7 protein-coding genes are annotated in these 7,306 nt (G+C 48.4%); 4 read left to right on the top strand and 3 right to left on the bottom strand.

Going from position 1 to position 7,306, the window contains the following annotated elements; all coding sequences use genetic code 11:
- Window positions 1–113 precede the first annotated feature (113 nt).
- Entirely contained in the window at window positions 114–413 is a 300-nt protein-coding gene (locus IH879_16280) for a GIY-YIG nuclease family protein (protein ID MCH7676484.1), read from the top strand.
- Window positions 414–459: 46 nt separating this feature from the next.
- Here the strand turns inward: IH879_16280 and IH879_16275 are convergent, their stop codons facing one another.
- The 3 genes from IH879_16275 to IH879_16265 form a co-directional block, all read right to left on the bottom strand.
- Window positions 460–624 carry a hypothetical protein gene (locus tag IH879_16275; protein ID MCH7676483.1) on the bottom strand — a complete coding sequence of 55 codons (165 nt, stop codon included), beginning with the start codon at window positions 622–624 and terminating at the stop codon, window positions 460–462.
- A gap of 39 nt (window positions 625–663) precedes the next feature.
- Window positions 664–855, bottom strand: coding sequence for a S1 RNA-binding domain-containing protein (locus IH879_16270; GenBank protein MCH7676482.1), 192 nt, complete (start codon window positions 853–855; stop codon window positions 664–666).
- A 164-nt stretch (window positions 856–1,019) separates the two neighbouring features.
- Window positions 1,020–3,182, bottom strand: a complete 2,163-nt coding sequence (locus IH879_16265) for an RNA-binding transcriptional accessory protein (protein MCH7676481.1) — start codon at window positions 3,180–3,182, stop codon at window positions 1,020–1,022.
- A 329-nt stretch (window positions 3,183–3,511) separates the two neighbouring features.
- Between IH879_16265 and IH879_16260 the strand changes: the two genes are divergently transcribed.
- The 3 genes from IH879_16260 to pncB form a co-directional block, all read left to right on the top strand.
- Window positions 3,512–4,279, top strand: coding sequence for a class I SAM-dependent methyltransferase (locus IH879_16260; protein MCH7676480.1), 768 nt, complete (start codon window positions 3,512–3,514; stop codon window positions 4,277–4,279).
- Between the two features lie 270 nt (window positions 4,280–4,549).
- A complete protein-coding gene (locus tag IH879_16255; GenBank protein MCH7676479.1) occupies window positions 4,550–6,130 on the top strand; it encodes an NAD(P)/FAD-dependent oxidoreductase in 1,581 nt (526 codons plus the stop codon).
- 70 nt (window positions 6,131–6,200) lie between these two features.
- The coding region (gene pncB / locus IH879_16250) for a nicotinate phosphoribosyltransferase (protein ID MCH7676478.1) at window positions 6,201–7,306 on the top strand (1,106 nt) is incomplete at its 3' end.

The raw sequence follows: 7,306 nt of genomic DNA, 5'->3' as shown, positions 1-7,306 counted from the left end.
GTACTCGCCGAAATTTTTTTAAAAAAAGTCTCCACACCACACAGTACGGGCATTTACTTAAAAAAAGTCATGCCCGAAATCTCTTAGTCGGGCATCCAGGAATTTGGCTGATAATGAGTATAAATAGAAAACACTACTACGTTTACATACTTGCCAGCAAAAAAAACGGTACGCTCTATACCGGCATAACAAAGGACTTGTTGTTTAGAGTCCATCAGCATAAAAGCGATCTACTGGCTGGTTTTACCAAGAAGTATCAAGTACACAGACTTGTATATTTCGAAGTGCATGAGAATCCGTATGATGCAATTTTGCGGGAAAAGCGAATCAAGAAGTGGAAAAGACAGTGGAAAATTAGTTTGATTGAAAAGGACAATCCTGCTTGGAAAGATCTCTACGAGGATTTCTTGTGATACTATAAACGAGAATTATCAGATTCGCTAGTAAGTGCATTCCGGCCTATGAGGCTGTTGAAAATAAGGTCATTTGCTGTAATTTGTACATCAGACAACCAAGAATGTCATTCCCGCGAAGCTTGTCCCCGCGAAGGCGGGGAGCGGGAATCCATTTGAATACAATTGCCTGCAGAATTCGACGCCACTGGATGCCCGCCTGCGCGGGCATGACAAAATCGCTTGTTTCGCCTTTGAAAGTTTACAATGATCACACCACCATACTCAAGCCAATCCGCCCCTTTTCTGCATCCACGTTAAGGACTTTCACATCGATGACATCGCCGACGGCAACGATTTCCATTGGATTCTTCACGAACTTGTTTGACATCTGGCTTTTGTGCACCAGGCCGTCTGTCTTCAGCCCAATATCCACAAACGCACCGAAGTCAACGACCCTAATAAGTCATTTCGAGCGCCAGCGAGAAATCTTTTTAATGTCTTCCTAAAAAAACACACGAGACGAGATTAACGAGATTTCTCCCGTTGGTCGAAATGACGTCTGTGGCTGGCTGCTAGGTCTTTCGTCGAGCCTCGGTGAATCCGGTGATCTGCGATGGCAGACAATCACACCACCATACTCAAGCCAATCCGCCCCTTTTCTGCATCTACGGTCAGAACCTTTACATCGATGACATCGCCGACGGCAACGATTTCCATTGGATTCTTCACGAACTTGTTTGCCATCTGGCTTTTGTGCACCAGGCCGTCGGTCTTGAGACCAATATCGACAAACGCACCGAAGTCAACCACGTTTCTGACCGTGCCTTTCAAAACCATGCCTTCTTTTAAATCGTCCATTTTTAAAACGTCGCTGCGCAGGATAGGTTTGGGCCTGTCGTCGCGCGGGTCGCGGTTGGGTTTTTCCAGACTGGCAATGATGTCTTCGAGGGTCGGGAGACCAACGCCGCAATCGTTTGCCAAATCAACTAAATTTGCATTTGCATTTTGAATACTTTGCTTGAGAACCTGGCCGTTTGCTTTTACCTCGGTTTCTTTTAAGCTGAATCGTTTTAACAAATTTTCAGCTGCCTGGTAGGATTCCGGGTGCACAGCAGTGGAATCAAAAAATATGTCGGCGTCCGGGATTCTCAGAAACCCAGCCGCCTGAGTAAAGGCCATTTCACCCAACCCTTTGATTTTGGTTAACTCCTGCCGGGATTGAATTCGTCCCTTTTCTTCGCGGTACTTAACGATGTTTTCAGCAGTGCGGTTGTTGATGCCGGCGACATATCTCAGCAGAGATTTCGAGGCTGTGTTCAAATTCACGCCAACGTAATTGACCGCGGATTCCACCACTCGATCCAGAGACTCGGCCAGACGGTTTTGATTCACATCGTGCTGATAAAGTCCAACCCCGATCGACTTTGGGTCGATTTTCACCAGCTCGGAAAGCGGATCGAGCAGTCGGCGGGCGATCGAAATATTGCCGCGCATTTCGGCCGGTAAATCCGGGAACTCCTCCCCGGCCACTTCCGAGGCCGAGTAAACAGAGGCGCCGGCCTCGCTGACAATCACATAAAACAGCTCCCCCTCCATTTCGCTGATGATTTCTGCTGCCAACTGTTCGGTCTCCCGTGAGGCCGTGCCGTTGCCAATCGCGATCACATCTACATTGTGTTTCTCAATAAGTTCTTTCAGCTGGACTTTTGAAAAATCCCAGCGCTTCTGGGGTGGATGCGGGTAAATGGCAATTCCTTCCAGCAATTTCCCGGTCTCGTCGATGACGGCCACTTTACAGCCGCTGCGAAAGCCGGGGTCGATGCCCATGATAATTTGGTTGCGAATCGGCGCGGCCAAAATCAGGTTCCTGACATTTTCCGCAAACACTTTAATCGCATGTTCATCGGCCTTATCCGTGATATCGTTGCGAATATCTCGTTCAATTGCCGGCGCGAGCAAGCGCTGATAGCTGTCAGCGAGCGCCATCTCTACCTGTTCGGTAAAGATCGATTTTTGATTTTTTAAAAAGCGGCGATTGAGCATCTGCTGCGCTTGCTCCACTTCCACTTCGATACTGACCCGCAAAAACCCTTCGCGCTCGCCGCGGTTCATTGCCAGAATTCTGTGCGGCAGAATATATTTGGCCAGCTCGCTGTAATCGGCATACATTTCGTAAACCGCAAGGTCTTGTTTTTTCTTTGCTTTAGAATGAACCAGGCCGGTGCGGAAGGTAAATTTGCGAATTTCCTTGCGCACCTCCGCATTCTCGGAGACGACTTCGGCAACGATATCTCTGGCGCCGGCAAGCGCATCTTCGGTGGTTTTCACTTCTTTGTCTGCATCTAAAAATGGCGCAGCGATTTCTTCCAGAGTGCCGTCCTGCAATTCCTGGGCCAGCATAAGCTCGGCGAGAGGCTCGAGTCCTTTTTCTTTCGCGATCGTAGCGCGGGTACGTTTTTTAGGACGATAGGGCAGGTAAAGGTCCTCAACCTCCTGAAGTTTAGTGGCCTTTGAAATCTTTTCTTTAAGCTCCGGCGTTAGTTTGCCTTGCTTTTCAATCGATTCCAGCACGGTCTCTTTTCGTTCCTGCAATGTGCGCAAATAGCGCAGCCTGTCCTCGATGTGCCGAATCATGTTCTCGTCGAGACCGCCGGTACCTTCTTTCCGATAACGGGCGATAAACGGCACGGTGTTACCCGAGTCGAGCAGTTCGGAAGTATGCCGGACCTGCTCCGGGCTTAGTTTGATTTCTTCGGCGATGAGTTTATAAAAATCAGGCTCTTGCAATTTGAATTCTCTCTAAAATGAATTTGATTTATTAAGCTAACTTTTGTAAATTTAACTTTTGATGTTCGTTTTTAGACCGTGAATGGACGATTTTTTTATATTAGTGTTCATTCGTGGTTAAGTTTTTTTTAAGCAATTGACAAATTAGGAAGTTTCCGAAAAAATGCAAGCAAAAGATTTGGACGTGAAACGGCAGACGTGAGATGTCAAACGTTTCCGAGTTATGTAGCCGAAGTGGTCACACTTTTGGTTTGGTAGGCCGAGAACTTTGGTGAGTTCTGCTACTTGACCGTTTCACGTTTCACTTCTAACGTCTGCCATTAATAGCTATGCAAGAATTTGATGAAATCGCCCCCTTTTACGACGTCATGTACTCAGACCGCCATGACGATTTGATGATGTATCTTGACTTTGTGCGGCAGTTTGGCGGCCCGGTTTTGGAGTGCGGCTGCGGCACGGGCAGAATTTTATTCTCAATCGCTGAAACCGGCATTGAAATTTGGGGCATTGATAGTTCCGAAAAGATGCTTACTGCGGCCCGGGTAAAAGTGCAAAATCTCTGCCCGGAAATCAAGCAGAAGATCCGATTGAGCCAGCAGGACATGAGAAATTTTCAGATCGATCATTTTTTCAAATTATGTATTGTCCCGTTCAGGGCTTTTCTGCACATGCTGACCGCAGACGACCAGAATAGAGCGCTGAGCCAAATCAACAGACACCTTGAAAAAGACGGATATTTGATAATTGATATCTTTGCTCCTTCCCATGAATTGCTTGCAAAAAAAACAACTACTATTCGATTTGATCAGAAAGTCAACTGCGAAACCGGGCAAAAGTTTAGTCTCACAGATAAAGTCACTTATGAGCATGCTAAACAGCTTCTGCATGTGGAGCGGCATTACGAGGAGGTGGGTGATAAAGACCTTGCCAATCGCAAAATCATGCCTTTCACCCTCCGCTATATTTTCAGATATGAAATGCAGGCGCTTCTTGAAAAAAATGGCTTCCAAATTAAGGAGGTCTTTGGGCATTTCGACAAACGGCCCTATGATTACAAAAGCGGTGAGATGATTTTTGTGGCACAAAAGAAAGGATAAAATTCTAACGCGGCGAAGCCGCAAATGTTTAAATGACCTGCTTTGTCGTGGTCCAAACCATGGTGCTCTTATTAGCAGTCATTAACGCTTCGCTGTCATTGACAGAGGTGAATTTTTGCCGCTGTCTAAAATGACGTCCCGACGCTTCGGGACAAATGACCTAATGACTTAATGACGGGTATTGTCATTCCCCGAAGTATCGGGGTCATTTAACTATTTTCTTGCAAAAAAATGCAAAAGTCACAAGTAATACTATAAATGGTTAATAAAATGCCCTATAACTACGACGCAATCATAATCGGAGCCGGCCACAACGGACTCGTGACTGCAGCATTTCTGGCAAAGGCCGGTAAAAAGATTTTGGTTCTGGAAGGCCGCGAGGTTCTTGGCGGTGCAGCAGCAACCGAAGAAATTTTTCCGGGATTCAAATTCAATACCGGCGCCCATGATGCAGGGTTATTTCTCCCCGAAATTGGCAAGAAACTTAAACTGCAGCGATCCGGGCTGGAATTTATCGAAAGTCCGGCAGCCGTATGCACACTCCAACCGGACGGCCCGGCCCTTACCCTCTGGCGGGATATAAAAAAGAGTCAGGAAGAAATTGCGCATTTCTCAAAAACAGATGCGGTTAAATTTCCACAATTTTGCCAGCACGTCGAACGGTTGACAAGAGTTTTAGCCGGGATCCGAACTTCAACTCCGCCCCATGTAAAATCCATAAACTTAAATGACTTATTGCCCTGGCTCAAATCGGGGTTACAGCTTAAGCGTCTCGGTAAGAAGGACATGATGGCTTTTATGAGAGCGCTTCCCATGTCAGTCAGGCAATTCTTAGACGAATGGTTTGAAAGCGAGATTTTGAAAGGTGTTCTCGGTGCGTCTGGGGTGACTGGCAGCATGCAAGGCCCGATGGCTTCGGGTACGACTTTCATGATGCTTTATCATACCATCGGTTCCTCCGGCGGATTTAGAGCGAGCAAATTCGTGCGTGGTGGAATGGGTCAGTTGTCGAAGGCTTTAGCGGAAACGGCACGGGAGCATGGCGCTGAAATTAGAACCGGGGTTGAAGTCAAGCAAATTGTCATAAATGAATATCAAGCTAAAAGTGTCGTCCTTGCAAATGGCGAGGAATTTTCAGCGCAAGCAATTATTTCAAATGCAGATCCCCGGAGCACTTTTTTTGGTTTGGTGGGAGCGCCGAACCTCGGACCGCAATTCAATCGAATGGTTAAAAATATTCGCTTTCGCGGCACCACGGCTAAAATGAATTTAGCCCTCAGCGGTCTGCCAAAATTCAAAGGAGTTTCCAACCCTGAAAGCCAACTTGGCGGCCACATCATCATTTGCCCGAGTCTCGAGTATTTGGAGCGCGCCTACGATGATGCTAAATACGGAACCTTCTCGAAACAACCTTATTTGGATATCGTCATTCCTTCCGTGCTCGATTCAACGCTCGCCCCGCAGGGCCAGCACGTGATGTCCGTCACCATGCAATACGCACCTTACAATCTCAAATCCGGCGATTGGGATGAGCAGCGTGAGAAGTTGGCGGAGGTGATCATCAAAACAATTTCCAAATACACATCGAATTTCCAGAAACTCATTTTACACCAACATCTTTTAACGCCTTTAGACCTGGAGCGCGATTACGGCCTGACCGAGGGCAGCATTTTCCACGGCCAAATGGGACTGGATCAACTTCTGTTCATGCGGCCGGTACCCGGCTGGGGCCGCTACCGAACGCCGGTTGAGAATTTATATCTTTGCGGGGCCGGGACGCATCCCGGCGGCGGCGTGACCGGCGCCCCCGGTTATAACGCTGCTCGCGAAGTTTTGAAAGATTTGAAATAGCCACCTTTTGTCATTGCGAGCCGCCGAAGGCGGCGTGGCAATCTTTTTACGAGTAGAAACTCTTATATCAATGAATAAAGCAGACAAATTCACCGCCGAAGGCATTCTCTTCACCGATCAGTACCAGCTCACTATGGCCCAGCTTTACTACCGCATGGGTGTGCACGAGAAACCTGCGCAGTTTGATTTTTTCTTCCGCGATTACCCGGATTACGGCGTCCACAAAGCGGGTTACTGCATCATGGCCGGGCTTGAATGGTTAACCGATTGGATGCGGAATGTCAGATTTCGCAAGGAGGATCTCGATTACCTGAGTGCCCAGCGGGGACGCACAGGAAAGCCGGTATTCGATCGAGATTTCCTCAATTGGCTCGAGAAGAATGGGAATTATCAAGCAATATCACTGCGGGCCATTCCCGAAGGACGCGTGGTCCATCCGAATGTGCCGCTGGCAGTAGTGCAGGGGCCGCTGGCCATGGCCCAAATTCTTGAGACCGCCCTGCTCAATCAACTCAACTACCAGACTTTGGTCGCCACCAAAGCGGCTCGAATCCGCGAAGTGAGCCACGGTCAGCTTCTGCTGGAATTCGGAGCCCGGCGCGGACATGACAGAGGCGTGCTTGCCGGGACCCGCGCAGCATTGATCGGCGGTGCCGATTTTACCTCCAATGTCGGAATTTCACATGTGCTGGGTTTCCCGCCAAAAGGCACCCACGCTCACAGCATGGTGCAAACTTTCCTGACTTTGGGTATGACGGAACTCGACGCCTTTCGGGCTTACGCGGATCTTTACCCGGATGAATGTCTGCTGCTGGTCGATACCATCAATACCTTGGGCAGCGGCATTCCTAATGCCATCAAAGTTTTTGAAGAATTGCGGAAAAAGGGGCATCAACCTGTGGGGATTCGGCTCGATTCGGGTGACTTTGCTTACTTGAGCATTGAAGCCGCGAAGATGCTCGATGCCGCCGGATTTCCTGAAACAACGATTGTCTTATCCAACGAATTGGATGAATTGAACATCTGGCAAATTACGACCCAGATTGAGCAGGAAGGTCCGCGAAACGGCATCGACCCGGACCGTCTGATCAAACGTCTTGCGTACGGCGTGGGCACCCGGCTTATTACTTCTGCCGGCGATTCAGCGCTGGGCGGGGTTTACAAACTCGTGGCTTT

The organism is candidate division KSB1 bacterium (assembly GCA_022562085.1).
In the GTDB taxonomy this organism is placed as follows: domain Bacteria; phylum Zhuqueibacterota; class Zhuqueibacteria; order Oceanimicrobiales; family Oceanimicrobiaceae; genus Oceanimicrobium.
This window is presented reverse-complemented; position numbering and strand designations above follow the sequence as displayed.

Excerpts from the sequence above, each read along its gene's own strand:
- IH879_16280 (MCH7676484.1), top strand. The coding sequence starts at position 114 with ATGAGTATAAATAGAAAACACTACTACGTTTACATACTTGCCAGCAAA.
- IH879_16275 (MCH7676483.1), bottom strand. The coding sequence starts at position 624 with ATGCCCGCGCAGGCGGGCATCCAGTGGCGTCGAATTCTGCAGGCAATT.
- IH879_16260 (MCH7676480.1), top strand. The coding sequence starts at position 3,512 with ATGCAAGAATTTGATGAAATCGCCCCCTTTTACGACGTCATGTACTCA.
- IH879_16255 (MCH7676479.1), top strand. The coding sequence starts at position 4,550 with ATGCCCTATAACTACGACGCAATCATAATCGGAGCCGGCCACAACGGA.